The following is a 24,517-nucleotide window of genomic DNA, read 5'->3' on the forward strand; positions in this document are numbered from 1 at the left end:
TATCGTCGTGTACGATGATAACGTTACGCACGACACGCGAGCGTGGCAGGTCACAGACACGAGCGAGACGGTCCGAAGGCCTGTCGGCTCCCGAGCACACGGTATACGGACAAACAGCTATATCGGTCGATTTCCTCCCGGATGCATGGTATCTCCTCCCGACGGCCGACTCTCGACGGGGGTCTCGGGCCTCGACGACGTGCTGTTCGGCGGGCTCATCCCCAGTCGGAGCTACATGGTGAGCGGCGACCCGGGGACGGGCAAGACGATTATCGGTCTGCACTTCCTGACCGCAGGCGAGGGGAGCGCGCTCTACGTCAACCTCGAAGAGCCAGCAGAGGAGATTGCGCGGAACGCCGCGGCGGTCGGTCTCGACACCGAGGACGTCACGTTCCTCGACCTGAGCCCGGGCGCCGAGGTGTTCGTCGACCGGCAGGAGTACGACGTGTTCACCCCCGACGACGTGGAGGGGTCGTCGCTACGGTCGGCTATCGTCGAGGCGGTTCGCGACGTCGAGCCGACCCGGATGTTCATCGACCCGATGTCGGAACTGCAGCACCTCGCGCCCGACACCTACCAGCTCCGCCAGCAGGTCTCCTCGCTCCTCCGCTTCCTCCGCGAGCAGGGGGTGACGCTCTTGTTCACCACGCAGTCGACGTCGGACGTCCCCGACGACGACCTCCAGTACCTCAGCGACGGGACGCTCGAACTCACCCAGGGCGACGAGGGGCGGCGGCTCCGTGTCACGAAGTTCCGGGGGTCACAGACACAGGGAGGGGCCCACAGCGTCCGCATCACCGGCGAGGGGATGACCGTCTACCCGGTGTTGATTCCGGACGACCACGTCGTCGACTTCCCCGACGAAACCATATCGACTGGGATTCCCGAACTGAACCAGCTTCTGGGCGGCGGGCTGACCAGGGGGACCGTCACCATCATCAACGGGCCGAGCGGGGTCGGCAAGACGACGCTCGGGGCGCAGGTGATGAAAGAGGCCGCGGGCCGTGGCGAACGCTCGGTCATCTACATGTTCGAGGAGACCACCCGGACGTTCGTCACCCGGTGTACCGCCGTCGACATCCCGGTCGACACGATGGTCGACCGGGGGACGCTCAGGGTCGAGGAGGTCCAGCCGCTCACCCAGTCGCCGGCGGAGTTCGCGTCGATGGTCCGGGCGGACGTCGAGGAACGAGGCGCGAGAGTCGTCCTCGTCGACGGCATCGACGGCTACCGGCTGTCGGTCCGCAGCGAGGACGACGACTCGCTCCACCGCGAGGTCGGTGCGCTCTGTCGGTATCTCCGGTCCCGCGGTGTCACGACGCTGCTCGTCGACTCCTCGGAGACCGTGACGGGCGAGTTCAGGGCGACTCACGGCGGCGTCAGCTACATCGCGGACAACATCCTCTTCCTCCGCTACCTCGAGGTCCACGGAGAACTTCGGAAGGCCATCGGCGTCCTGAAGAAGCGCACCAGCGACTACGAACGGACCCTCCGGGAGTTCCGAATCACCGAGTACGGCCTCAGCGTCGGCGCGCCGCTGCGGTCGTTGCGAGGTATCCTCGGAGGGATGCCGGAAGTCGTCGAAGAGACGGACGGGTGGAAAGAACGCGTATGACCGAGACCAGTCGCCCGAACGGCCACTGGATGCGATGACGGACGCGCCAGCGGACGGCCGTCCGTCGACCGACACCGAGGCCGGGCGGGAGGGTACCACCGGGCACAGTGAGGAGACGGAGCGCACCGGCTCGGAGGACGGCGAGACGACGAACCGGGTCCGGGCACTCGACCTAGGCGATGGTCTGTCCGACGGCCAGGACACGCCACACGCGCTGTTGCTCCTCGCTGCGGACCGGAACCGCGAACTGCTCGCGGAGTTCCTCGCCGGCGCGGCGACGGTCACAGCGACGACGGACGCCGACGCGCTCGACGGGACGGTGGACCTCTGTCTCGTCGACCGGCGACACCTCGCGGCGCATCGAGCCGCCTTCGCCGCGCGGCGCGAGGCTGCCGACCCCGTGTGGTTCCCGGTCGTCCTCCTCGCGCCGGAGGGAGACGCGCTCGACGCGGCGGTCTGGTCGGTCGTCGACGAGGTGGTCCGGACGCCCGTCTCGAAACCCCTCCTCCGGGCGCGCCTGCGGAACCTCCTCGCGCGGCGACGGGCGAGCCGCCGGCTGGTCGAACAGGAGGCAGCGCTCGAGGCCGCCCTGGCCGACCTCCGCGTCCGCGACCGGGCGATGGCGGAGGCGCCCATCGGCGTCACCATCGCCGGCGCTCGCGAGGCCGACACCCCGCTCGTCTACGTCAACGACGCGTTCTGCGCGCTGACGGGGTACGACCGCTCCGAGGTCGTCGGCCGCAACTGTCGGTTCCTCCAGGGACCGCGGACCGACGAGGCGACCGTCCGGCGGTTGCGTGAGGCAATCGACGCGGCCGAACCGGTGAGTGTCGACCTGGTCAACTACACGCGCGACGGCGAACAGTTCTGGAACAAGGTCGACATCGCCCCCATCCACGACGACGACGGCGAGGTGACGCACTTCGTCGGCTTCCAGACGGACATCACCGTTCGGAAGCTCCACGAGCAGCGCGTCGGCGTCCTCAACCGACTCCTCCGTCACAACCTCCGCAACGAGTTGAACATCCTCGACGGCTACCGGGACGCGCTGGCGCGGGACGCCGAAGTCGACCGCGAGACGGCGCTCCGTCGTATCGACGCGTCCGTCGGTCGCCTCGTCGAACTGAGCGAGGAGACGAGCCACATCGAACAGGTGTTCGACGATCACCCCGGCAGCGTCGGGATCAGGCCCGTCGCGGCCGTCGTCGAGGAGGTGGCGACCGGACTCCGGGAGCGGTACGCGGACGTGACCGTCACCGTCGAGACGCCGGCGGACCCGGTGTACGTCAACGCCGAGCGCCTCTCGCTCGGCTGTCTCGACTACCTGTCGATGCTGCTCGACACCAACGAGTGTGCGACGGACGACCGACGGGTGTCCGTCGTCGTCCGAGTCGACGGTGACGTCGTCGACATCGCGCTGTCCGACGACTGTGGCGGACTCGCCGAGTCGGACTGGCACGTCGTCGAGACGGGCGTGGAGACGCCGCTGCGACACACCGACCGCCTCGGAGTCTGGGTCCTCCGGTGGGTGACGACGACGAACGGCGGCGAACTGGCCCGGGCGGCGGACGGGACGCTCCACGTCCAGTTCCCGGTCCGGCCCGCGCCTGCGGCGAGCGAGCACGTCTCCGAGGAGTGAGGCGTGCGACGCCGGCCGCCCGCACGAACTGCCCAGCCGAGGGGTCGCGACCGGACGGGTGACGGCCGCGACGCCGGACGAAAGCGCACGAACGACCGTGTGGGAGTCGGTCGAACCGTCCCATTTTTACTCCTTCGTCTGACACTCCTCGTATGGACGGTAAGACGGTTCTGGTCACGGGGGGTGCGGGGTTCATCGGCTCGAACCTCGCGAACACGCTGGCCGAGGAGAACGAGGTCATCGCAGTGGACGACGAGTATCTGGGGACGCCGGAGAACCTGAACGACGAGGTGGAGTACGTCGACAAGAGCGTGCTCGACGAGGACCTCCCGACCGAGGGCGTCGACGTGGTGTTTCACCTCGCGGCGCTGTCGTCGTACGCGATGCACGAGGAAAACCCCCAGCTGGGCGTCCGGGTGAACATCGAGGGGTTCGTCAACACGGTGGTCCAGGCACGCGACGACGGCTGTGATACGGTCGTCTACGCGTCGACCTCTTCTATCTACGGCGACCGGACCGAGCCGTCCCCCGAAGAGATGGACGTCGAGACCCGGACGGGTTACGAGGCGTCGAAGCTGGGTCGTGAGCGGTACGCCGAGTACTTCTCACACCACTACGACATGACGATGGCCGGCATGCGCTTCTTCTCGGTGTACCAGGGCTACGGCGGCAACGAGGAACACAAGGGCGAGTACGCGAACATCCTCGCCCAGTTCGCCGACGACATCGCCAACGGTCGCTCGCCGAAGATATACGCCGATGGGACCCAGACCAGGGACTTCACACACGTCAGCGACATCGTCAGCGGCCTCGTCGCCGCCGCGGAGCACGAACTCGACGGCATCTACAACCTGGGAACGGGCGAGAGCTACGACTTCAACACCGTGGTCGACCTGCTGAACGAGGAGCTAGGGACGGACGTGGAACCCACCTACGTCGAGAACCCCATCCCGGAGTACGTCTACGTCCACGACACGATGGCGGACATCTCGAAGATGAAGGAGGCGACCGGCTGGGAGCCGCGGATTTCGTTCCGCGAGGGCCTGCGGCGCATCTGCGAACAGTACACCTGAGACGCGACTCGTCACGGAACGGTACTGCCACCACATCGACGGGGGAGAGGACCCGAGCGCGAGCCGCCGACCGGCGTACGCTCGTACCGGCCTCGGCGTCGATGGAACGTAAGTCGTACGTGGGATTTATGTCGCTTCACACCCGGCATTACGTTGCCGGGACTCGTCCCCTCTCTCTCCCAGAGTCCCCCCTTTCGGGTCCCGGGTTCTCACCGTCGACACGAGCGTCGCGGCTACGCGAGTCGGACGACCCGGTCGGCGCCGGCGACGAGCGTCTCCAGCGCGTCACGCTCCCGTCGGGAGATGGCGTCGTCGACGCCGAGTTCGTCGCTCTCGAACGCATTGAGGACGGCGACAGCCGCGCCGTCGCAGTACCCCAGGAGAGAGTCGGCGTCGCCCGTCGGGTGCTGGAGCGGGATGGTGGCGTCGTTGACGAACACCGCCCGCGGGTCGGCCGGGGCGCGTTCGAGCAGTCGGGCAGCACCGGCCGCGTTTTCTCCGGCGAGTGCGACGGCGGCGTCCTCGGTCGAACCCTCCGCGCGGGGCGCGTGGGCGTCGAGCACGCCGTACCAGAGCCCGTTCGGTCGACGGACCGCCGTGCGCTCGGCCGGGTCGTTCCACGCCGTCTCGTCGTCGCCGCCGACGAGCAGATCGGTGAACCGGTCGAGTCGGCCGCCGAGGAGTCGCCCGTCCCGTTCGAGTTCCGGCGCGAAGTCGAGGACGACGACACCGTCGGAGCCGTGCGCCGCGACCCACCGCTCCAGCGCCCGGGCCGTCCGCGTCGTCTTCCCGACGTTCGACGGGCCGAGGACGAGCGTCGTCCCCGCGAGCGGAACGGAACGCGACGCGTCGTCCCCCGCCTCGACGACGTCGGAGTCGTGGTCGGACATCAGTCACCCACTCGCGGGTGCCCGCCGAGCGGGGCGGGTCCGGACGAACTGCACCACGAGCAGTACTGTCGCGAGGGTGAGGACGGTGGCGAACGCGACGACGAAGAGCGTCATCGGGTCCCCGAGACCGCCCGACAGACGGCTCCGGACGAACGACCCGGCCGTGGTGGCGGTGACGGCGACGAGGACGACGCCCGCGAGGTTCGCGAGTCGCGAGTTCGGCTCCGGCACCGCGTCGGAGTTGAGGAGCACCAGGACGACGACGAGCGCGAACGGCGTGCCGACGAGGCCGAACGCGAGCACCAGCACGAGGAGCGGGAAGAACGCCCCGCCGACGAACGGGCCGGCCGCCGAGACGACGGCGAAGCCCGCGAGGAGCCACCGGTATCTCGCGTCGGAGACGTCGGTCTCCCAGCCGAGTTTGTCCGCGACGAGGAACGGGGGCACGACGGTGTTCCCGCCGAGTGTCGAGACGGCGGCGCCCCAGAGGCCGACGAGGAAGAGCCACTTCGCGGCGGGCCCGACGAGCGGCCCGAGCGTCTGGGCGGCCGACACCGCCGTGAGTTCGCTCGCCTCGATGCCCGGACTGTGGAGGACGCTCGCGGCGACGAGGAAGATGGCGAGGCTGTAGAGGCCGAACGCGCCGAGCATCGAACTGCCGACGTCGAACGCGGCGAGGCCGTAGTCGTCGCGGGTCCACCCGCGCGCACGCATCGTGTACGAGTGCATCGTCACGAGCGTGATGTGGACCGCCCCGCCGAGCACTCCCGCGGCGACGAGCGCACCGTCGACGCCGGCGGGGACGCGTGGCACGAGGCCCGAGACGGCTGCCCCCGGGTCGATGGGGACGACGAACAGCGAGGCGACGAACGCGACGACGACGCCCGAGACGAGCAGTTTCGCGGCGAGTTCGACGAAGCGGTACCCTCGCCCGGCGAGTCCCACGGCGAGGACGAGCGCCCAGCCGACGCCCCAGACGCGCGCGTCGATGCCGGTGACCGTCTCGGAGACGTCGGCGAGTCCCTTCATGATGACCAGCTGTGCGAGGCCGGCCGCGAGGACGACGTCGAGGACGAGAATCCACGCCCACCGCTCGCCGAGGTGGTCCTCAACGACGCCGACGATGCCGCGCTCGGTGAGGAGGCCGAGGCGCATCGCGAAGTACTGCGCCGTCGCGCCGAAGAGGGCGGAGGCGACGACCACCCAGAGGAGCGCGTAGCCGAACGACGCCCCCGCCGTGATAACCGACGCCATCGTCGCCGGCCCCGCGGCGATGGCGCCGGCGACCCAGGCCGGCCCCATCTCGCCGGTCCACGAGCGGATCTTCCCCGAGAGAGTCTCCGTCATACCTGCCCGTTTCTCGTCGCCGTACAAAGTGTTTACCACGTTGTATCACCAGGTGATAGCACGGCTCGCGGAGGAGGGTCGGCCCCGTCGTCGCTCAGTCGGTCGGGTCGTCGGCTGTCTCGGGAGCGCCCGTGTCGAACCGCCGGACGGTCGTGGCGAGTCGCTCTAGGTCGTACGTCGCGGCGCTGAACCGGGCGGAGATGACGGCCACCAGCGCGGAGACGCCGGCGGCACCGACGAACGCCGGGAGGAAGTCGGCGGGGGGGAGCAGCGGGCCGACGACGGGCAGCGCCGTCGTCACCGACCGGACGATGGGGGCCGGGAAGAACGCCAGACCCACCGCGAGCCCGGCGAGACTGGCGACGAGCATCCCCGTCCCCGTCGCTCGCCGGGAGTAGAGTCCGTAGAGGAGCGGCACCATCACCGCCGCGCCGAAGAGGTCGGCGAGGAGGAACAGTCGGAGGACGCTCTGCGCCCGGAGGCTGACGAGGATGGCAGCGACGGCGACGACGACGGTGAGGAGTCGTGCCCCCCACGTCAGCGTCCGGTCGTCGGCGTCGGCGAGGACGCGCGGGAGGTCCGCCGTGACAACGCTCGCCAGCGCGTTGAACAGCGTGTCGGCCGTGCTCATCACGAGCAACAGCGCGAGGAGGACGACGCCGAGGACGAGCGGTTCGGGGAACGCCTCTCCGAGGAGGACGAAGAAGGCGATGCTCGCGTTGTACCCCTCGCCCGAGACGACGATGTCGGCCACGCCGCGGGCGGCCACGCCGAACAGTCCCGCCACGAGCACGAGACAGAAGTTGGTGACCGCGGCCCGGCGGAACCCCTTCCGCAGCGTCTCGGCGTCCCGGGCGGCGTAGATGCGCTGCCACCACGTCTGGTTGACGAGTTCCGCGCCGAGGATGGCGATCGCGACCCAGAAGCCGAAGCGGAGTCCGGTGAAGAACGTCGGGTCGACGAGGGTCGGGTCCGTCGCCACGACCTGTCCGTAGACGGCCCCGGGGCCGCCGAGGGCGACGACGGCGCCGACGGCACTGAGCGCGAGCAGCGGGACGACCAGCACCGTCTGGACCGCGTCGGTGAAGATGCTCGCCGGGAGGCCGCCGTAACTCGTGTACAGGAGGACGAACCCACCGACGAGGACGCCCGTCTGCCAGCGCGGGACGCCGGCGACGAGTTCGAAGGCGCTAGCGATGCCCGTCAGCTCCGCGGCGAGGAAGATGAACATGTAGAAGACGCTCACGAGGAGGACGAACGCGTACATCCCCGGCCCGTAGCGGGCGAGTGCGTACTCGGTGAGCGAGTGGCCCTCGGGGATGAGTTCGCGGATGCGCGGGCCGAGGCGGGCGTACGCGAGCATCGGAATCGCCTCGCCGACGGCGTAGCCGAGGACGGCCGACACGCCGCCGAACGCCGCGCCGGCCTCGACCGGTGCGAGCAGTATCCACACCCCCATCACGCTCGCGACGAGCGTCGCCGTCGTCGCACCGGTCCCCGCGGAGTTCCGCGCGCTGACGAACTCCTCGGCGCTCCGAACCCCGCCCCGTCGCCGGACGTACCAGAGGCCGAGCGCGGTGAACGCCACGAGCGTGACCACCGTCACCACGAGCGTGGTCGTCGCGGTCACCATCGCAGTCGTCCCCCGTCTGTCGTGTTCATCGCCTCCGGCTACGATGACGACCGTGTTAAAAGTTGGTTGTATAAGTCGATTATATCCGGGCGAGTCTTTACCACGGGCCGGAGAGAGTCGGAGGAGTATGTCACTGGTCCATCCGAGCGAACTCGTCGCCGACCGGGTGCTGCCGACGCTCCGGGCGATGCTCGCGCGTCGGTTAGACGAGCGCGGGGCGACCCAGCAGTCCATCGCCGGCCACCTCGGCGTCTCGCAGGCGGCGGTGAGCAACTACCTCGGAGGAGACGTGCAGCTGGAGCCACTCGTCGCAGAGAACGCCGACGCGCAGGCGAGCGTCGAACGCATCGCGGCGGGACTCGACGAGGGCGAGTACGACGGCTACGACGTGCTCGCCGACCTCGTCTCCCTCGTCACCACGCTAGAGGACCGCGGACCCGTCTGCGAACTCCACGAGCGCGAGATGCCGGAACTGCGCGGTCTCGGCTGTGACCTCTGCGTCCGTGGCCTCGACCGGGAGGCCGAACGCGAGCGGGCCGTCCTCGCGAGCGTCCGGCAGGCGGTGCGGCTCCTGTCGACGACTCCCGGGGTCGCCACCCTCGTTCCGAACGTCGGCACGAACGTCGGCGAGGCACTGGCGGGTGCCGACGCGGCGACCGACGTCGCGGCCATCCCCGGCCGGATGTACACGGTGAACGGGCGCGTGGAGGTCCCGGCGGACCCCGAGTTCGGCGCGTCGAAGCACGTCGCGACGGCCGTCCTCGCCGCCGCGTCGGTCGACTCGACGGTCCGGGCAGCGGTGAACGTCGCGACGGACGACACCTTCCTCCGACGAGCCCGCGACCGTGGCCTCGCGACGCTGGAGTTCGACGCCGACTACGAGGAGCGCGGCGAACACCTCCGCGAGCGGTTCCGTGCGTTCGGGCGCGTGCCGGCCGTCGCGTACCACCGCGGGGCGTTCGGCGTCGAACCCGTCGCCTACGTCTTCGGCGAGAGCGCCGTCGACGCCGCTCGGCGGGTGGTGTCGCTCGTCGGTGACGACGGGGAGTGAGCGCGGGGACACGCCGGCACGGAGGCGACCGACCGGCGTCGTGACCCGGCGCGCGCTCAGATCCGGTTGATCCGGTCGACCGCGGCCGTCGCGCCTGCCGCCGCCGGGTACACGACGTCGTCGACGAAGCTCCGGTAGCCGTACGCCTGCTCGCCGTCCTGGGCCACGCGGAGGAGGGTCCGGGCGCCGGGCGCCACCTCCCGGGCCATCTCACAGACCGCGAGGTTCACGTCGGTGTCGTCGGTGAGCGCCGCGACGACGCTCGCCCCGGCCGGCTCCGCCTCCTCGAAGACGTCGCGGTCGGTACCGTCGCCCTCGACGACCTGGTCGGCTGTCGTGGCCAGTTGCTTGCAGGTCTCGGGGTTCCGCTCGACGACCGTGACGGCGTACTGTTCGTCACCGAGCTGTTCTGCGACGTGGCGACCGACGCGGCCGCCGCCGACGATGACGACGCGTTCGATCATCGGCGGCGTCGACTCCGCGTGGCGTTCGCGAGCGAGCGACTGGACACGTCGGGACCGTCCGTTCGAGGCCGGGACCTCACCGAGGGCATCGACATGACTGTGGAATGTAGTGTCGTGGCAAAACAGTTGTGGGCGACGTCGGATTCGCCACCTGGCGCCGACGGAACGCCGGACCGCGTCCGTCGGGGACACCCTTTTGAGACTTCCGGGGAGTGCGACCGCTCACGCGTCGTACGCCGCGTCGAAGAAGGCGACTTCGAGGTCGACCGCCCGGCGGAAGTGGCGGGCGACGCGTGCTTCGCGACGCGGCGAGAGCGTCGGGCCCTCCCGGTCGAGTTCGGTCCGGAGCCACGCGACGAACGACTCGAACGCCGGGACCGAGTGGAGGTCGACCCACTCGGCGAGGTAGAACCGCTCGGGGGAGGCGTCGGCGTGGACGACACCCCACGTGCAGTAGACCCACTCGACCGCCAGGAGTGCGGAGAGCGACTCGGCGTAGCCGCCCTCGCGGGCCGCCCGGACCAGCAGGTCCTCGAAGGCCTCCGTCGTGGCCGTCTTCGTCGGGTGGCGACGTTCCCGTCCGGGGACCGACAGCGCGTCGAACGACCGCTCGAAGTAGTCGTCCTCCTCGTCAGTGAGCGTCCCGAGGAAGCCCCCGAATTCGCGCTTCGCCGCGACGTCCGGCGCCTCTCCCGCCGCGTGACCGACGAGCGAAGTCAGCGTCGTGACGAACGCGTAGTCCTGGACGAGGTAGCGACGGAAGACGTCGTCCGCGAGGGTCCCCGCGGCCAGTTCTTCGACGAAGCGGTGTTCCGTCGCCTCGGTCCACGCGGGTCCCGTCCGGGACTGGAGCCAGTCGGTGAAGCGCGGGTCGGTGTGCGCCCGCGCGTACTCGTCGTACCTGTCGGCGGCCGCGGCGGTCACACCGCCACCTCCCACTCCTCCTCGCGCCAGGCGGCGTCCCAGAAGCGGTACTCGTACCGCCCGGAGAGGACGAACAGGTCGTGGTATCGCTCTCTGGTCTCCTCGGAGGCGTCGGCGGCGACGTCGTCCATCAGGTCGAGACACCACTCGGTGAGTTCGGTGAACTCCTCGCCGGCGTACATCTCGACCCAGGCGGCGTACCCCTCGTGGTCGGGGCGGCCGCGCGCGGCGAGGCGCTCGGCCGTCTCGTTGAACCCCCACATACACGGGAGGAGGGCGGCGACGAGGTCACCGAACGTGCCCAGCGCCGCTGTCCGGACGAGGAAGTCGGTGTACGCGCGCGTCGTCGGCGACGGCCGGGTCGCCTCCAGTTCCGCCTCCGAGATGCCGAAGTCGGCCGCGTACTCGCGGTGGAGGGCCATCTCCGTGTTCACCGTCGACTCCAGCAGTTCGGCGAACGTCCCCAGTCGCCCGAGGTCGGGCGCCTTCGAGGCTCCGAGGGCGAACACCCGGCTGTACTCGACGAGGTAGACGTAGTCCTGTCTGACCCAGTATCGGAACGGCGCCTCGTCGAGCGTCCCCTCCCCCAACTGGGTGACCATCGGGTGGTCGACGATGGCGTCCCAGAGCGATTCGGCGGCCGGTTCGAGCGCCTCGGTGAACGACATGTCCCTCCATCCGCGACCGACCACAAAAGTGTTATCACGTCATGATATAACCGAATGATATGGGAGACACACACCGACACGTGACGCCGCGAGGTGACGGGGCGTGAGCCGACACGCGGTACCCGATCGACGGCCCGTCGCCCTCACCGTCGCGGGGAGCGACTCCGGTGGGGGGGCGGGCATCCAGGCCGACCTGAAGACGATGGAGGCCCACGGCGTCTTCGGGACGAGCGCCGTCACGAGCGTGACGGCCCAGCACACCCGCGGCGTCGAGTCGACGCACGTCCTCCCCGTCGAGGAAGTCGACGCCCAGTTGACGGCCGTCTGGAGCGACTTCGACGTCGCGGCCGTGAAGACGGGGATGCTCGCGACGACGCCCATCGTCGAGCGGGTGGCCGCTCGACTGGCCGCGTGGGACGTCCCGAGCGTCGTCGACCCGGTGATGGTCGCGACCAGCGGCGACCGACTGCTCGCCCCGGAGGCCGAAGCGGCCTACGAGGCGTTGGTTCGCGAGGCGACGCTGGTGACACCCAACGCCGACGAGGCGGCGGTGCTGACAGGAATCAGTGTCGACGACGAGGCGACGATGCGGGGGGTGGGCGAGGCACTCGTCGAGATGGGTGCGACGGCCGCGCTGGTGAAGGGGGGCCACGTCGACACCGACGACGTGGTGGACCTGCTCGTCACCGCCGATGGCAGTCGCCGGTTCGAGAGCCCCCGGGTCGACACGGCGGCGACGCACGGCTCCGGCTGTACACTCTCGAGCGCCATCGCGGCCAGCCTCGCACAGGGGGCGCCACTCGAATCGGCCGTCGAGACCGGCGTCGGCTTCATGCGCCGCGCCCTGCGCTACCCGCTCGACGTGGGGGAGGGACCGGGGTCGGTCCACCACCTCGTCGCCCTCCGTGACCGGGCGGCCCGGCACGAGACGGGCGAGGCCGTCGAACGTGTGGTCGACCGACTGGTCACTACCCGGTCTTCGCGGGCCATCGTCCCCGAGGTGGGACTGAACGTCGCCGGGGCGACGCCGTACGCCGAGGAGACCGACGACGTCGCGGCCGTCGAGGGGCGAATCACACGGACGATGCAAGGGGTCAGACCGAACCGTGGCGTGCGGTTCGGGGCGTCGAGCCACGTCGCGCGCTTCCTCCTCTCGGCTCGAGAGTTCGTCCCGTCCTACCGGTTCGCCGCGAACTGCCGGTACGACGAACGGGTCGCACGGGCGCTCGACGACCTGGGCTGGTCGGTCGCGTCGTTCGACCGGACGGACGAACCGACCGCGGACGAGGAGGCCTCGACGATGGGGTGGGGGGCGATGCGCGCGTTCGACGGGCACGAGGGGGGCGAACCGCCGGTCGCGGTGGTCGACGTGGGCGACGTCGGGAAAGAGCCGATGACGCGGGTGCTCGCCGCGGACGCCGAGACGCTCGGCGACCGACTGCTCGCCCTCGCGAGGGCCGTCGACGAGGAGTGAGGGTCACTGGAACAGCGTCGTGTGTGGCCGCACGGCGTCGTCGACCGACTGCCCCGGGTCGACGGCCGGGAGGCGAACCGTCGCGACGGTGACCGACGGCTCGTCCCCGCCGGTCGCGGGGCGGAGCTGGAAGCTCCCGCCGTAGCAGGTGACGATCCGGTTCACCAACCACAGGCCGAGCCCGTCGCCGTCTCGGCCGTCAGTTCGAGGTTCCGGACGGATTCGGCGTCGAGGAGACGCTCGAACGCGTCGACGGCGGTTGACGTCGACTCCGGGGCGATGTAGTCGGTGAACGGCGTCCCGACGGCCTCGTCGCGGTCGTACCCGGGGATGGCGTGCAGGCCCGAGGAGACGTAGGTCAACCGTGCGTCGGGAGTGATTCTGAACAGCAGGCCGAACGTGGTGTCGGCGATGCGCTGTGCCCGTTCGGTCTCCCGCTCGAGTCGCTCGTTCCGCGTCCGGAGGGCCTCCTCGTGAGCACACCGTTCGAGCGCCTGTCCGACGAGTCGAGCGACGAGTTCGACGAACATCTGGTCGGTCTCGGGGAACGGCTCCGCCCGCGGTTCGGTGTCGGCGAAACAGACCGACCCGTACACGTCGTCGTCGACGGTCACCTTCGCTCCGACGTACGCGTCCAGGCCGAACGTCTCGTACGCGTCGTCGGAGACGACCGGCGACGAGACGGCGGCCTGAACGCAGAGCGGGCCGTCCTGCTGGACCGTGCGCCGACAGTACGGCCGGTCGAGCGGGCACGAGTCGCCCGCTTCGACGGAGTCGACGGGGCCGGTCGACTGGACGACGGTTATCCTCTGGCGGTCGTCGGCGATTTCGGTCAGGAAGCCGAGGGAGACGTCGAGTCGTCGAGGCCGGCCGCGAGCGCCCGCGCGGTGGCCTCCTCGACCGGTCGTTTCCGGTCCGCGAAGGCCTCGTACACCGTCTGTCGGGACGACCGGTCGTCTCCGAAGGTGATAGGATGTCCAGAGAACGCTGGACGACAGTGGTCAGCGGTCGGGGGGAGACGGCGCGTCGTCCCGCGGCGTCCGGTCGCTCGCGACGGTGTCGTCCCCGGGCACGTCGCTCGTAGCGTGGTGCGGCCCAAGCGGCCCGTGGCTCGGACACGCGCCGACGATGGGCGTGTCGTTCAGGCAGCAGGCGCGACGGGCGCTGGCGAGGAGTCCGGTCCGGAGCGGCGCCCCGCAGCGCCGGCAGTACAGGTCGTCTGTCACGCTCGGACGTGCGTGGTCGGAGGACCTAATCCCCCGGGGTCGACTGCTGCGTCACGTCCTCCGTAGACGGGCCGCCGCGGACGACGTGTCCGTACTTGAGGAGGGCGACGAAGACCGACCCGCCGACCGCGTTCCCGAGCGTGGTGAACGCGAGGAAGCGTCCGAACTCGACGACGGTCACCGGCCCGACGACGGTGCCGGCGAACACCTCGACGGTGCCGGCGATGCTGTGTGGGAGGTGTGCGAGGCCGATGGCGGCGGCGATGAGCCAGACGACGAGCAGTCGCGCGGCGGAACTGTCGACGGCCGCGACGAGCCACGAGAGCAGTCCCATCAGCCACCCGGCGAGGACGGCCCCGCCGACGAGCACGGGCCAGTCGTGTTTCGTGAACGTCTTCGCGATGTCGACGAACGCGGCCGGGTCGGCGACGCCGAGTCCCGTGACCACGGGCACGGCCACCAGCGTGAAGACGACGGCACCGACGACGTTGCCGACGTACACGAGTCCCCAGAGCCGCCCGAGGTGTGCCACCGACGCGCGCCCGTCGAGCACGGGGAGGACCGCCAGCGTGGTGTGTTCGGTGAACAGTTCGGAGCGACCGAGGACGACGAAGGTGAACCCGACACCGTACGCGAGCGCCAGGAGGAGTCGGGTAGACACCTCGTCGGCGTTCGGGAGACCGACCGTCGTGAGTAGCACGGCCATCAGCAGCGGGCCGAACCCGATGTCGAGTCCGGCGGACAGCGCCGAGAGGAGCAACCCGTCGGCGGGTCGACGGAGTTCGCTCAGCCCCTCGCGGATCTGGGTCTGGAGGATCGCTTCACCTTCCGCGGGGCTGTCGGTAGATTTCGGCGAGATACTACGGGTTTCGGGGATGTACGGTTGGGACTGTTGCTTGCCAATCGTGTACGGAGGCACGTGGGCGTGGAGCGTCACCTCGCGTCGGTGACACGCTCGACCACCGTCCCGTCGGCGCCGACGGCGACGGCGGCCGACCCGTCGAGTGCGACCCCCGAGAGCGCCGTGCTCGCCGGAACCGTGACTCGCGTCCAGTCCGACGTGCCCGTCGGCCGCTCGTAGACGACCGCACCGGTTCCACACGCTACCGCGTCGACGTCGCGGTCACCGTTAGCGTCGGCGTCGGCGTCGCCGTTACCGGTACTCTCGGCGGAGGCGACTGCACAGAGCGCGTCGTCGGCGAGGCGCGTCGGCGTCCACTGGGACCCGTCGTACCGGTGGAGCGCACCGTCGTCGTCGACGACGAGTGGACCGACCGACGCCGTCGCCGTCACGTCGGCGAGTGTCCCCGACGCGCCGACCGACCCAGCCCGGTCGAACTGCACACCACCGTCGGTGGTCCGGAAGACGCCGTCGTTCGTGTCGCAGACGTAGCCGAGCGAGTCGTCGACGAGGACGACGCCGGCGAGGCTCGACCCGCTCCCCGGCGTCACCGGGTCGGCCCACGTCGTCTCCCCGTCCTCCCACCGGCCCCGGCGGACGCGCCCGGAGCCGTCGGCCAGGAGGACCGTCTCGACGCCGTCACCGCCGGCCGCGGCGAGTCCCGTCACGTTCGTCGTGTCGCCCGCGGGCGCGGAGTAGTCGACGTGGCGGCCGGTCACGGGGTCCAGCCGACCCACCGCGCCACCGTCGCCCGCGACCCAGACGCCGCCGTCGGCGACGGCGTCGACGCCGCGGAGGGTGTTCGACGCCGCACCGGGGCCGTCGGAGAGCACGACGTGCCAGCCGTCACCCTCGTCCGCGAGGACCGTCCCGTCGGCACCGACGGCGTAGGCCCCCGACTGGACGACGACGTCGTGGAGGGTGTCGTCGACGGGCGTCGTCGCGGCCGTCCAGTGAGGTTCGATGGCGGCGGACGACCCGGAGTCGGTCGGTCCGGGACCCGAGTCGGCAGGCTCGGAGTCGGAGTCGGCGGGGTCGGAGTCGGCAGGCTCGGAGTCGGAGTCGGCGGGGTCGGAGTCGGCAGGCTCGGAGTCGGAGTCGGCGGGCGCGCTCGCGTTCGTCTCCCCGCTCGTCCGAGACGGCGAGCGAGTGGCCCGCGACGCGTCCGGTCGGTCGGTCGACCGCGTGAGGTACAGCACGACCGGGGGGAGGACGTACGCCCCGACGGCGACGGCGGCGAACAGCCGGTGGACGAACGTCAGCGTCCCGAAGAGCGTGAGCGCGGCAGTCGAGAGCGCGTGGACCCACGTCTGGACGTACCGCTGGAAGAACGCGACGAACCCGTCGGAGCGGTCAGGTCGACTCATCGCCGGGGCCTACGGCCGCCGGACGGTCAGGTCTTTCGACGGTGTCGGCCGAACCCCGGCGGAGCGGGTCAGCGGACCGACCCGTCGCGTGTGCGCTTCGCGGCCGCCCGCGACGGCAGACGGACGTACAGCAGGGCGGCGAGGCCAGCCAGTCCAGCGAGCACGAGGAACGCCTCGTCGAAGAGCCCACGGTCGGCGAACGCCCCGACGAACGTCGACCCGCCGGCGCTCACGAGGAAGAACGCGGTGCGGAGGACGCCCCACGCGCTCCCCTGGACGCCGGGTGGGAGGACGTCGATGACGTAGGCGTTCGAGACTGGGGCCATCGCCAGCCGCGTCCCCACGGCGCTCACGACCACCGCGGCGACGAGGACGCCGTCGATGAGCGGAATCGCGGCGGCGGAGACGACGGCCACCACGGCGGTTACGGTGAGGACCCACCGCTCGCCGATGCGGTCCGCGACGGTGCCGGCCAGGAGTTGCGAGCCGGCTCCGGCGAGGAAGAGGAGCGCGAACAGTCCGGTCGCCGTCGCCTGATCGAACCCCTTCACCTCGACGAGATACGTCGGGAGAAACGCCGTCAGCCCCTGGAAGGCGAAGAGCAACAGCGTCACCGCAGCGACGGCGCGGGCCACGGCGGGAATCCGGACGGCGGCGAACACGTTCGCGAGGAGCGACCCGCCCGACTCGGCCGCACCGCCGACGGTGCGGGCCGGAACCGACCGCCACGCGAACGCCGCGACGACGACGAACGGGACGACGAGCACGCCGAGGAGGAGTCGCCAGCCGACCCGGCCGACGAGCGACCCCGCGAGGAACGGGAGGAGGGCCGACCCGACGCTCCCCGCGGCGAGCGTCACTCCGATGGCCGTGCCGTCGTTCCCCGGGAAGGAGCGGGAGATGGTGGTCCCGCGCGCCGGGCCGTACAGCCCGGTCGTGAGCCCGAACAGGCCACAGCCGACCAGGAACACGTGGTACGTCGGGGCGGCGGCGACGGCGAGCACCGCGACGCCGGTGAGTGCGAGACTCCCCGCGAGCAGCAGGCGCTCGCCGACCCGGTCGATGAGGACGCCGCCGGGTGCCTGCATGAGCGCGTACGTGCCCCAGACGACGGAGACGGCGAGGCCCGCCCCCGCGTTCCCGACCGAGAACGTCGTCTTCACCTGCGGGAGCACCGCGGGCAAGAGGAACCGTCCCCCGACGACGAACAGCCAGCCGGCTGCGACGGCGCCGAGGACGGCCAGGCGGCCGTCGGTGTGAAGCCGTCCGACGGTGGACCGAACCCGCCTCGCGACGCTGGTCATACCTCCTCCTGTGCCTGCGTGGATTTGTGCCTCGTGGTTCCGGCACGACGTATAGTATAATCTGAATATCAAACATGTAGATGTTTTGCGGCGCGCTCCGTACTGGCGTCGATGAGACTGCGCGCGCGACTCGGCTGTGTGCTCTTCGGCCACCGGTCGGTCGGTGGCCGGGCGACGTGCGACGTCTCGGCGGGGTCGTTCGTCGACGTCGCGAAGACGCAGTACGCGGTCTGTGGCCGCCGTGGAGCCGTCAGGCCCGCCCCGCTCTCCGTCGTCGGTGGTGAGGGCAGCGAGAGCGACGGCGAGGACCAGGGGCAGGGGGTGGTCGGTGACGAGGATTCAGAACCGCCTGTCGAAGCGGAGCGCGACGACGTCGGTGGCGCCGACCAGGGGGACGAGACGCCGACGGCGACAGAGACAGAGACGGACGGAGCGGACGGAGGAGAGAGACGCGTACGGGGCGCCGACGGCGAGCGCTCTCCGAGCGTCGCTGGAACACGGCGAGCGGCGCGGCGCGTCTCAGCCGACGGCGGTCACGCGGGCGGCGACCACCAGCGACTGACCCGGGGTCGTCGTCGCGTTCTCGGCCTCGGCGTCGTCGACGACGTAGCGCTGGCCGACCATCGGGTCGAGCAGGTCATCGACGGGCGCCCTGTCGTCTCGCAGGACGGGCACGTCGCTCGTCTCCTCGGTCCGGCGGTAGGTACGGAGTTCCCGCGAGAGGTCGACGCCGACGTCGCGTTGCTCGTTCCGCGCCCGCAACTGTGCCTCCGTGACGACCGTCTCCGACTTCGAGGCGACGAGTTCGATGTTCTGGACGTCGGCGCTCGCGTGGGTGGGGAAACTGTACACGTTGGGATACACCTGCGCCATCGTCCGGTACTGCGCCCGGTAGAACTTCGAGGCCGGGCCGCTGGGGGCGGAGATGACGTTGGCGAAGAGCATCCCGTCCTCGTCGAGGCGGTCACTCGCGAGGCGCATGAACTCGACCGTGGTGAGTTCGAAGGGGACCTTGTCCTTCCGGTAGGCGTCGAGGACGATGAGGTCGTAGGTGTGGTCGGTCTCCTGGAGGAACTGTCTGCCGCCGGTCGTGTGGATGCGGAGGCGGTCGGACTCGGAGACGTCGAAGTACCGCTTCGCCACGTCGACGACCACCGGGTCGATTTCGACGACGTCGACGGTGACGTCGTACTCCTCCACGAAGCGTTTCGGCCCCGTGAACCCGCCGCCGCCGATGAAGAGGACGCGGTCGATTTCGTCCTCGCTGTCGGCGAACAGGAACGGGAGGTGGAAGTAGGTGGTGTAGTCGAACACGTGTCGCGAGGGGTCGTCGAGGTCCATCGCGCTGTGTGGCCGCCCGTCGAGGTAGAGGGTCCGCCGGTCCTGGACGTCGACGACCTCCAGCTCCTGGTAGGGGGTCTGAGTCTGGTAGACGACGCGCCCCTCGACGGCAACGCCGACGGCACCGCTCCCGACAGCGGCGACGAGCAGCGCGGTGACGGCCACGACGGAGAAGGCGCGCTCGCGGTCGAGTCGCGGGCGGAAGAGGACCAGCGCCGTCCCCACCGAGAGCAGGCCGAAAACGAGCCCGATGTGTTCGATGCTCAGCGAGGGGATGAGGAGGTAGGTGGTGGCGAAGGCGCCGACGATGCTCCCGACGGTCCCGAGCGCGTAGACGTGTCCCGACGCCTCGCCGAGCCCGTCCTTCTGCGAGAGCTGTGCCGCGTACGGGCTGATGAACCCGAGGAAGTACGTCGGCGGGCCGAACAGGAGCGTGATGGCGGGCAGCGACGCGAACCGACTCGGGAGCGGGAAACCCGCGGTCATCCGGAGGAGGATGTCGCCGGCGAAGACGAGCACCGCGACGTACACCGCGGTGAAGAGGAAGAGGCGTGCCATCCGGTCGTTCGAGGCGTCCTCCTTCGCGCGCTTGCCGCCGCGGTGGTAGCCGTAGCTGAGTGCGGCGAGGAACACGCCGATGATGCCACCCCAGGTGTAGATACTGCTCCCGAACTGCGGGGCGATCATCCGTCCGGCGAGGATCTCCAGCCCCATACTGGCGATGCCCGAGACGAGCACGGCCAGTTCGGGCCGCGACAGTCGAACGCGCTCGGTGACCGTACGGGCGTCCATGGTAGCCGGTGTTAGGAGGGCGGTGGGTTAAACCTTGGAGCGAGGGAGAGCAGACAGTATTTGTCCGGCGAGCCCCCAGTGGGGGGTATGCGCCTGTTCCGGTCGAGCGAACTCCTGGGCATCGCTCGGGAGACGATGGAGTTCATCCTGGAGGCGTGCGAGGACACCCACCCGAACGAGTACATGGGGTTCCTCCGCGCGGAGGACGCCCGGACGCTCGGCCTCGACCGGAGCGGGCAGGTTATCACCGACATCCTCGTCGTCCCGGGGACCGAGTCGAGTCCGATGAGCGCGACCGTGAAGTCGCACATGAAGCCGAACGACCTCAAGTCCGTGGGGTCGGTCCACTCGCACCCGAACGGCGTCCTGCGGCCCAGCGACGCCGACCTCGACACGTTCGGGCAGGGGGAGGTCCACATCATCGTCGGCGCACCGTACGGCTGGGGCAACTGGAAGGCGTTCGACAACGCGGGCGAACAGACCCACCTCGACGTCCTCGACGTCGAGTTGCCCGACGACCGCTTCTTCGACTTCACCCAGGAGGACATCGACGCCGAACTCGAGGCCGAAGGGGGCGGCTTCTTCTCGTGGCTCCGGTGAGCGTCTGGCTGGCGGCCCTGGGCGTCGCGACGGCCGGCGTGTATTCGATTCGGCGGGCGTCGTAGTCGGCGCCGACGCGACCGAGACGACGAGACCACCGGGACCGACGACCGACCGTCGACGCTGGCCGCGGGCGGCGAGGTGGACGAGGATTGAAACCGCCGCTCCCCTTCGTGCCAGTATGACCACCTGGGACGAGCGGTTCCGCGACGGCGACTACCCCCGCGACCCCGGCCCGTCGCCGGTGCTCCGGGCGATGCTCGACGGGTTCCCCGAGGGACGCGCGCTCGACGTCGCGACCGGCACGGGGCGGAACGCCGTCTTCCTCGCCGAGCAGGGGTACGACGTCGACGCCATCGATCAGTCCCGCGCGGGCCTCCGCATCACGCGCGAACGCGCCGCCGAGCGGGGAGTCGCCGACCGCCTCTCGCTCACGCAGACCGACGCGAAGGAGTACGACTACCCCACGTCGACGTACGACGTCGTGACCATCAGCTTCTTCCGGACTCTGGACCGCCTGAACGACGTCAAGGAGGCGCTGACCCCCGGCGGCGTGCTGTTCTACCAGCACCACCTCCGCTCGCCGGAGGCGACGGTCGGTCCGAGCGGCGACCGGTACCGGTTCCGCGCGAACGAACTGCTCAACGCGTGCCTCGACCTCACGGTGCTGTACTACGAGGCGTCGACCGAGTATCCCGAGGCGGGCGCCGGTGCGGGCACGGGCGTCGACACCGAGGACCGCGAGGGGCGCGTCTCCGCGACGGCGACGGTCGTCGCGCGGAACTCACACGGCGGGTCGCAGTCGTACCCCGAGACTCACTGGCTGTCCGAACGCTGACTCTAGCGCGACCGGTGCGTCGGAGCTGGCCGGGCCGGATTCAATGCGTCTCGAGCCAGTGCTCGGCGATCGCGTCCCCGGTCGTGACCCACGTGTCGCCGGTGTCGACGACGTGGTCGAGGAGCGTCTCGAGGGCGTCCATCCGGCCGGCCCGACCGATGAGTTGAGGATGCATCGTGAGGACGAAACACCGTCCTCGGCGGTGAATGCCGTCGAACTCACGAGTCCAGCTATCGAACACCGGACCGGTCGGAGAGATGCCGCTCTGGTACGGGAGTGGGGGGTACATGTTGAAGCCGAAGAAGGGCCAGTCGTCGAGACTCCACTCGAACGGGATTTCGACGAACCGACTCCCGTCGTCGAGCGTGTGAAAGAAGGGAACGTCGGTGTCGAGCAGGCTACTCTCGTAGACGAAGCCGTTGTCTGCGAGGAGCTCCAGCGTGTTGTCGCTCAGGTCAGCCGCCGGACTTCGGTACCCGTCCGGACGTTCGCCGACAACGTCGTCGAAGACGTCGAGTCCGCGCTTCAGCTCTGCTTCCTCCTCGTCGGGTGTCATCGTCGCGGGATTGATGTGTTCGTAGCCGTGGTGTCCAATTTCGTGGCCGGCGTCGACAATTCGACCGACCACCTCGGGGTTGTCTTCCATGACCCGCCCAGGGATGTAGAAGGTACACCGTCGGTCGTAGCGGTCGAACAGGTCGAGAACTCGCGGGACGGCGACCTCGGGACCGAACCGACCACGGGAACGAATCGGTGGTTTGTCGAACTCGGAGTCGGCTTCGATCTTGGTCCGCCACAGTTCGGTTCCGTCGAGGTCGAAACTGAACATCGCTGCGGCGCGGTAGTCGTCGGGCCAGAGTTCCTGACTCATGCCGGCTACTCGCCGGGTGGCCTCATAGACGTATGCCCGGGGAGGGGGTGTCTTTACTTCGGTCGCTCGACTTCACTCGACCATGTCAACCGTTCCCAGTTTGCGAGACGGTACCGCCTTTCCAGACACCCACGTGCTCGTCACGGGGGCCGCGAGAGGCATCGGTCGGCACATCGCACGCGAGTTCGCCGCGGCCGACGCGCGCGTGTCGGTCCTCGATGTGACGCAGACGCCCCGGTCGGGGGAGACGACCACCGTCGAGGAGATCCGCGAGGAAGGGGGTGAGGCGACGTTCGTCGAAGCAGACCTAACGGACGAACGTGCCGTCGAGGAGGCCCTCAGGACGGCTGTCGAGGCGTACGGCCCACCCGGCGTCCTCGTGAACAATGCGGGAGTGAATCACCTCGGACGCGTGGACGAGGTGACGGTCGACGAGTGGGACCGGACGCTGGCGGTCAACCTCCGGGGAACGTTTCTCGTCACGCGGTTCGCCCTGCCGTCTCTCCGTGAGACTGCCGGGAACGTTGTCAACATCGCCTCGACGGCCGGGCTCCACGGGTCGCCCAACTACGCCGCGTACGGGCCGTCGAAGGCTGGGGTACTCAATCTCACTCGACAGTTGGCACGAGACTTCTCCCCGGCGGGCATCCGTGTCAACGCTGTCGCTCCGGGAATCGTCGACGCCGGGATGGCCGCACAGGAACTGCGCGACCGCGAGACAGCCGCGTACAAACGGGAGATGACGCTCCTCGACCGCTTCGGGACGGCACAGGACGTCTCGAACGCTGTGTTGTTTCTCGCATCTCCTGCATCGTCGTTCGTGACCGGCGAAACCCTCGTGGTCGACGGAGGCTGGTGCGCCTGACTGCGGTCTCGTGGGCCCGGCACGGAAACTGATGGCCGCGCACGAGCAATCATTATATGCCCCGTCCGAAATAGCCGCGTATGGTTGATTCGGCCCTGATCGTCCAACAGATGCTCAACGGCCTGCTGTTCGGCGGCCAACTCGCACTGGTCGCGGTGGGCCTGACGCTCATCTGGGGGGTGACGCGCATCCTCAACTTCGCACACGGGGCGATGATCATGATCGGTGGCTATCTCGGGCTGTTCACCTACCGCGCGACCGGCAACGCACTGCTCGCGATTCCGGTCGCCGTGCTCGGGCTGTTCGTAATCGGCGTCGCCACGGAGTCGCTCGTTGTGCGACAGCTTCGGACCCGCGACGACTCCGAACTCGCGGCAATCATCGGGACGTTCGGACTGGCTGTCGTCGCGGAGAACGCCATCCGGGTCACGCTCAGTTCCGACCGCGAGTCACTCCCCTCGATCCTGACGGGGATCTGGGAGGTCGGCCCGATCATCCTGGTCAAAGAGCAGGTGCTACTCTTCGGCGTCGCGCTATGTGCGCTGGGTGCCCTCTTCGGCCTCATCAAGTACACCCGGCTCGGGATGGCGATGCGGGCGGTCGCACAGGACCGTGAGTCGGCACTCCTCATGGGGGTCCGTTCCGACCGGATTTACGCGGTCACGTTCGGGCTGAGTGCCGCGCTCGCGGGGCTCTCTGGCGTGCTGCTCGCACCAGTGTTCAACATCTACCCGTCGGTCGGCTGGCAGCCGTTCCTGCTCGCGTTCATCGTCGTCATCATCGGGGGACTGGGGAGCGTCCGTGGAACGCTTGTCGCGGCCCTCCTCCTGGGCGTCATTCGGAGCCTCAGTCTCACCTGGGTGTCGGCCCAGCAGACGCAGATCGTGCTGTTCGTCGCGATGATCCTCATTCTCGCGGTCCGACCGAGCGGACTCAGCGGGGTCGTCGAGTCATGAAACTCCTCGGCCTCCCCCTGCGTCGCGCCGCCGCCCGGTTCCGCGATGACGTCCGCGGGCCGCGTGGGCTCGTTCTGCTCGTCTCGCTCGGGTTCGTCGTGATCTCGCCGTTCGTGCTCCGGCAGTTCCTCCAGAGCGTGGTCCTGCAGATCATCATCTTCAGCCTCGCAGTCACGAGCTGGAACCTCATCGCGGGCTACTACGGGATGTTCAGCTTCACCCACGCCGCGCTGTTCGGCGTCGGGGCCTACACCACCGTCATCGCGACGAGCGAGTTCGGCGTCCCGGCCGTCGCTGCGCTCGCGCTCGGCGGCCTCGCCGCCGGCGTGCTCTCGCTTCCGATCACTCTTCCCTCGCTCCGTCTCGGCGGCTCCTACGTCGCGATGATTACCCTTGCGTACGCGGAGATCATCCACCTCGCGGCGATCACCTTCCGTGACATCACCGGTGGGCCGACCGGATACACGGGGTTCGAGCCGATGTTCGGCGGCGACCGCGTCGCGTACTTCTACTTCGTGCTCGCCGTCGTCGCCCTCCTCGTATGCCTCCAGTACCTCCTGCTCGTCTCGCGGTATGGGCTCATCGCGAGAGCGATTCGCGAATCGGAGGACGCCGCACAGATGCTCGGGAACAACACGTACCGCCACAAACTCGGTGGATTCTTCGTCGGGTCGGCTA

The 24,517-nt window shown here is 69.5% G+C and carries 24 protein-coding genes; 10 read left to right on the forward strand and 14 right to left on the reverse strand.

What is annotated here, in order from left to right:
- The first annotated feature begins 145 nt into the window (after positions 1 to 145).
- The 3 genes from ACESK5_RS01910 (at position 146) to ACESK5_RS01920 (ending at position 4,327) form a co-directional block, all read left to right on the forward strand.
- The gene (locus ACESK5_RS01910) at positions 146 to 1,615 is read left to right on the forward strand and encodes an ATPase domain-containing protein (RefSeq protein WP_372909854.1); all 1,470 of its coding nucleotides are present in this window, start codon (positions 146 to 148) and stop codon (positions 1,613 to 1,615) included.
- A gap of 34 nt (positions 1,616 to 1,649) precedes the next feature.
- A complete protein-coding gene (locus ACESK5_RS01915; protein WP_372909855.1) occupies positions 1,650 to 3,254 on the forward strand; it encodes a PAS domain-containing protein in 1,605 nt (534 codons plus the stop codon).
- Positions 3,255 to 3,406: 152 nt separating this feature from the next.
- A complete protein-coding gene (locus ACESK5_RS01920) occupies positions 3,407 to 4,327 on the forward strand; it encodes an NAD-dependent epimerase/dehydratase family protein (RefSeq protein WP_372909856.1) in 921 nt (306 codons plus the stop codon).
- A 233-nt stretch (positions 4,328 to 4,560) separates the two neighbouring features.
- Here the strand turns inward: ACESK5_RS01920 and ACESK5_RS01925 are convergent, their stop codons facing one another.
- The 3 genes from ACESK5_RS01925 to ACESK5_RS01935 form a co-directional block, all read right to left on the reverse strand.
- Positions 4,561 to 5,217, reverse strand: a complete 657-nt coding sequence (locus ACESK5_RS01925; RefSeq protein WP_372909857.1) for a hypothetical protein — start codon at positions 5,215 to 5,217, stop codon at positions 4,561 to 4,563.
- A gap of 3 nt (positions 5,218 to 5,220) precedes the next feature.
- Complete coding sequence (locus tag ACESK5_RS01930) at positions 5,221 to 6,519, reverse strand: NRAMP family divalent metal transporter (protein WP_372909876.1); 1,299 nt, start codon at positions 6,517 to 6,519, stop codon at positions 5,221 to 5,223.
- A gap of 139 nt (positions 6,520 to 6,658) precedes the next feature.
- Entirely contained in the window at positions 6,659 to 8,197 is a 1,539-nt protein-coding gene (locus ACESK5_RS01935) for a sodium:proline symporter (protein WP_372909858.1), read from the reverse strand.
- A gap of 127 nt (positions 8,198 to 8,324) precedes the next feature.
- Here ACESK5_RS01935 and ACESK5_RS01940 point away from each other — a divergent pair, with 127 nt between their 5' ends.
- On the forward strand, positions 8,325 to 9,248 hold the full coding sequence (locus ACESK5_RS01940) for a thiamine-phosphate synthase family protein (RefSeq protein ID WP_372909859.1): 924 nt from the start codon (positions 8,325 to 8,327) through the stop codon (positions 9,246 to 9,248).
- A 56-nt stretch (positions 9,249 to 9,304) separates the two neighbouring features.
- Here ACESK5_RS01940 and ACESK5_RS01945 read toward each other — a convergent pair whose 3' ends face one another.
- The 3 genes from ACESK5_RS01945 to tenA form a co-directional block, all read right to left on the reverse strand.
- Positions 9,305 to 9,712, reverse strand: coding sequence for an NAD(P)-binding protein (locus ACESK5_RS01945; protein ID WP_372909860.1), 408 nt, complete (start codon positions 9,710 to 9,712; stop codon positions 9,305 to 9,307).
- Positions 9,713 to 9,934: 222 nt separating this feature from the next.
- Positions 9,935 to 10,636 carry a TenA family protein gene (locus ACESK5_RS01950; RefSeq protein ID WP_372909861.1) on the reverse strand — a complete coding sequence of 234 codons (702 nt, stop codon included), beginning with the start codon at positions 10,634 to 10,636 and terminating at the stop codon, positions 9,935 to 9,937.
- Positions 10,633 to 11,304 carry a thiaminase II gene (tenA, locus tag ACESK5_RS01955; RefSeq protein WP_372909862.1) on the reverse strand — a complete coding sequence of 224 codons (672 nt, stop codon included), beginning with the start codon at positions 11,302 to 11,304 and terminating at the stop codon, positions 10,633 to 10,635. The genes ACESK5_RS01950 and tenA overlap by 4 nt, the downstream gene beginning before the upstream one ends.
- A 103-nt stretch (positions 11,305 to 11,407) precedes the next feature.
- On the opposite strand from tenA, the gene thiD reads away from it, so the two are divergent.
- On the forward strand, positions 11,408 to 12,778 hold the full coding sequence (gene thiD, locus ACESK5_RS01960; protein ID WP_372909863.1) for a bifunctional hydroxymethylpyrimidine kinase/phosphomethylpyrimidine kinase: 1,371 nt from the start codon (positions 11,408 to 11,410) through the stop codon (positions 12,776 to 12,778).
- 3 nt (positions 12,779 to 12,781) lie between these two features.
- Here the strand turns inward: thiD and ACESK5_RS01965 are convergent, their stop codons facing one another.
- The 7 genes from ACESK5_RS01965 to ACESK5_RS01995 form a co-directional block, all read right to left on the reverse strand.
- A complete protein-coding gene (locus ACESK5_RS01965) occupies positions 12,782 to 12,943 on the reverse strand; it encodes a hypothetical protein (protein ID WP_372909864.1) in 162 nt (53 codons plus the stop codon).
- Positions 12,940 to 13,614, reverse strand: a complete 675-nt coding sequence (locus ACESK5_RS01970) for a GAF domain-containing protein (protein WP_372909877.1) — start codon at positions 13,612 to 13,614, stop codon at positions 12,940 to 12,942. Before ACESK5_RS01970 ends, ACESK5_RS01965 begins: the two co-directional genes overlap by 4 nt.
- 165 nt (positions 13,615 to 13,779) lie before the next feature.
- Positions 13,780 to 14,004: a hypothetical protein gene (locus ACESK5_RS01975; RefSeq protein WP_372909865.1), complete on the reverse strand. Its 225-nt coding sequence runs from the start codon at positions 14,002 to 14,004 to the stop codon at positions 13,780 to 13,782.
- Between the two features lie 25 nt (positions 14,005 to 14,029).
- Positions 14,030 to 14,863, reverse strand: a complete 834-nt coding sequence (locus tag ACESK5_RS01980) for a formate/nitrite transporter family protein (protein WP_372909878.1) — start codon at positions 14,861 to 14,863, stop codon at positions 14,030 to 14,032.
- 74 nt (positions 14,864 to 14,937) lie between these two features.
- Positions 14,938 to 16,272 carry a hypothetical protein gene (locus ACESK5_RS01985; protein WP_372909866.1) on the reverse strand — a complete coding sequence of 445 codons (1,335 nt, stop codon included), beginning with the start codon at positions 16,270 to 16,272 and terminating at the stop codon, positions 14,938 to 14,940.
- Positions 16,273 to 16,340: 68 nt separating this feature from the next.
- Positions 16,341 to 17,576, reverse strand: a complete 1,236-nt coding sequence (locus ACESK5_RS01990) for an MFS transporter (RefSeq protein ID WP_372909867.1) — start codon at positions 17,574 to 17,576, stop codon at positions 16,341 to 16,343.
- Between the two features lie 519 nt (positions 17,577 to 18,095).
- The gene (locus ACESK5_RS01995) at positions 18,096 to 19,709 is read right to left on the reverse strand and encodes a spermidine synthase (protein WP_372909868.1); all 1,614 of its coding nucleotides are present in this window, start codon (positions 19,707 to 19,709) and stop codon (positions 18,096 to 18,098) included.
- 87 nt (positions 19,710 to 19,796) lie between these two features.
- On the opposite strand from ACESK5_RS01995, the gene ACESK5_RS02000 reads away from it, so the two are divergent.
- Both ACESK5_RS02000 and ACESK5_RS02005 read left to right on the forward strand, forming a co-directional pair.
- A complete protein-coding gene (locus ACESK5_RS02000; RefSeq protein WP_372909869.1) occupies positions 19,797 to 20,309 on the forward strand; it encodes a Mov34/MPN/PAD-1 family protein in 513 nt (170 codons plus the stop codon).
- Between the two features lie 181 nt (positions 20,310 to 20,490).
- Positions 20,491 to 21,147: a class I SAM-dependent methyltransferase gene (locus ACESK5_RS02005; protein ID WP_372909870.1), complete on the forward strand. Its 657-nt coding sequence runs from the start codon at positions 20,491 to 20,493 to the stop codon at positions 21,145 to 21,147.
- Between the two features lie 40 nt (positions 21,148 to 21,187).
- On the opposite strand, the gene ACESK5_RS02010 is transcribed toward ACESK5_RS02005, so the two are convergent.
- Positions 21,188 to 22,018 carry a polysaccharide deacetylase gene (locus tag ACESK5_RS02010; RefSeq protein WP_372909871.1) on the reverse strand — a complete coding sequence of 277 codons (831 nt, stop codon included), beginning with the start codon at positions 22,016 to 22,018 and terminating at the stop codon, positions 21,188 to 21,190.
- 82 nt (positions 22,019 to 22,100) lie between these two features.
- Between ACESK5_RS02010 and ACESK5_RS02015 the strand changes: the two genes are divergently transcribed.
- The 3 genes from ACESK5_RS02015 to ACESK5_RS02025 all read left to right on the forward strand — a co-directional run.
- Complete coding sequence (locus ACESK5_RS02015) at positions 22,101 to 22,883, forward strand: SDR family NAD(P)-dependent oxidoreductase (RefSeq protein ID WP_372909872.1); 783 nt, start codon at positions 22,101 to 22,103, stop codon at positions 22,881 to 22,883.
- An 80-nt stretch (positions 22,884 to 22,963) separates the two neighbouring features.
- Complete coding sequence (locus tag ACESK5_RS02020; RefSeq protein ID WP_372909873.1) at positions 22,964 to 23,839, forward strand: branched-chain amino acid ABC transporter permease; 876 nt, start codon at positions 22,964 to 22,966, stop codon at positions 23,837 to 23,839.
- Positions 23,836 to 24,517, forward strand: a 682-nt coding sequence (locus tag ACESK5_RS02025) for a branched-chain amino acid ABC transporter permease (protein WP_372909874.1), incomplete at its 3' end; no start/stop codon positions are given. The genes ACESK5_RS02020 and ACESK5_RS02025, both read left to right, overlap by 4 nt.

The organism is Salinigranum sp. (assembly GCF_041641895.1).
Lineage (GTDB): Archaea > Halobacteriota > Halobacteria > Halobacteriales > Haloferacaceae > Salinigranum.

Bases quoted from the DNA above. Each gene is read 5' to 3' on its own strand.
- ACESK5_RS02000 (WP_372909869.1), top strand. From the start codon at position 19,797: ATGCGCCTGTTCCGGTCGAGCGAACTCCTGGGCATCGCTCGGGAGACG.
- ACESK5_RS02015 (WP_372909872.1), top strand. From the start codon at position 22,101: ATGTCAACCGTTCCCAGTTTGCGAGACGGTACCGCCTTTCCAGACACC.
- ACESK5_RS01920 (WP_372909856.1), top strand. From the start codon at position 3,407: ATGGACGGTAAGACGGTTCTGGTCACGGGGGGTGCGGGGTTCATCGGC.
- ACESK5_RS01930 (WP_372909876.1), bottom strand. From the start codon at position 6,519: ATGGGGCCGGCCTGGGTCGCCGGCGCCATCGCCGCGGGGCCGGCGACG.
- ACESK5_RS02005 (WP_372909870.1), top strand. From the start codon at position 20,491: ATGACCACCTGGGACGAGCGGTTCCGCGACGGCGACTACCCCCGCGAC.
- ACESK5_RS01915 (WP_372909855.1), top strand. From the start codon at position 1,650: ATGACGGACGCGCCAGCGGACGGCCGTCCGTCGACCGACACCGAGGCC.
- ACESK5_RS01910 (WP_372909854.1), top strand. From the start codon at position 146: ATGGTATCTCCTCCCGACGGCCGACTCTCGACGGGGGTCTCGGGCCTC.
- ACESK5_RS01985 (WP_372909866.1), bottom strand. From the start codon at position 16,272: ATGAGTCGACCTGACCGCTCCGACGGGTTCGTCGCGTTCTTCCAGCGG.
- ACESK5_RS01935 (WP_372909858.1), bottom strand. From the start codon at position 8,197: ATGGTGACCGCGACGACCACGCTCGTGGTGACGGTGGTCACGCTCGTG.
- ACESK5_RS02010 (WP_372909871.1), bottom strand. From the start codon at position 22,018: ATGAGTCAGGAACTCTGGCCCGACGACTACCGCGCCGCAGCGATGTTC.
- ACESK5_RS01995 (WP_372909868.1), bottom strand. From the start codon at position 19,709: ATGGACGCCCGTACGGTCACCGAGCGCGTTCGACTGTCGCGGCCCGAA.
- ACESK5_RS01990 (WP_372909867.1), bottom strand. From the start codon at position 17,576: ATGACCAGCGTCGCGAGGCGGGTTCGGTCCACCGTCGGACGGCTTCAC.
- ACESK5_RS01940 (WP_372909859.1), top strand. From the start codon at position 8,325: ATGTCACTGGTCCATCCGAGCGAACTCGTCGCCGACCGGGTGCTGCCG.
- ACESK5_RS01925 (WP_372909857.1), bottom strand. From the start codon at position 5,217: ATGTCCGACCACGACTCCGACGTCGTCGAGGCGGGGGACGACGCGTCG.
- ACESK5_RS01945 (WP_372909860.1), bottom strand. From the start codon at position 9,712: ATGATCGAACGCGTCGTCATCGTCGGCGGCGGCCGCGTCGGTCGCCAC.
- ACESK5_RS02020 (WP_372909873.1), top strand. From the start codon at position 22,964: ATGGTTGATTCGGCCCTGATCGTCCAACAGATGCTCAACGGCCTGCTG.
- tenA (WP_372909862.1), bottom strand. From the start codon at position 11,304: ATGTCGTTCACCGAGGCGCTCGAACCGGCCGCCGAATCGCTCTGGGAC.